Annotated in this window: 1 protein-coding gene; it reads right to left on the bottom strand. The window is 70.9% G+C overall.

Annotation, left to right across the window (positions count from 1 at the left end; genetic code table 11):
* Nucleotides 1-725: biotin carboxylase N-terminal domain-containing protein (locus K6I33_RS35450; RefSeq protein WP_275126865.1), on the bottom strand; the 725-nt coding region annotated here is incomplete at both ends.

Genomic DNA, 725 nt, shown 5'->3' on the forward strand with positions numbered 1-725 from the left:
GGGGCCTCCTCGACCAGCTTCTGGTGCCGGCGCTGCAGCGAGCAGTCACGCGTGGAGACCACCACGACGTTGCCATGGGTGTCGGCCAGGCACTGCGTCTCCACATGCCGGGGCTTGTCCAGGTAACGCTCCACGAAGCACTCGCCCCGCCCGAACGCCGCCACCGCCTCACGGACGGCGGACTCGTAGAGCTCGGGGACTTCTTCCAGGGTCCGGGCGACCTTCAGGCCACGCCCGCCGCCACCGAACGCGGCCTTGATCGCGATCGGCAGACCATGCTCGCTCGCGAACGCCACGACCTCCTCCGCACCCGAGACCGGGTCCGGGGTGCCCGCGACCAGCGGGGCACCGGCACGCTGCGCGATGTGACGGGCGGCGACCTTGTCACCCAGGTCCCGGATCGCCTGCGGCGGCGGGCCGATCCACGTCAGCCCCGCGTCCAGCACCGCCTGCGCGAAATCCGCGTTCTCGGAGAGGAACCCGTACCCCGGGTGGACCGCGTCCGCGCCGGACTCCGCCGCCGCGGCCAGCACCTTGGCCATGTCCAGATAACTGGTCGCGGGAGTGTCACCACCCAGCGCGTACGCCTCGTCGGCCGCCCGGACATGCAACGCGTCACGATCCGGATCGGCATAGACCGCCACACTGGCGATCCCCGCGTCCCGGCACGCACGAGCGACACGGACAGCGATTTCGCCACGATTGGCGATAAGCACCTTGCGCAC

The sequence above is a fragment of the Streptomyces sp. UNOB3_S3 genome (genome assembly GCF_020740895.1).
Classification (GTDB): Bacteria; Actinomycetota; Actinomycetes; order Streptomycetales; family Streptomycetaceae; genus Streptomyces.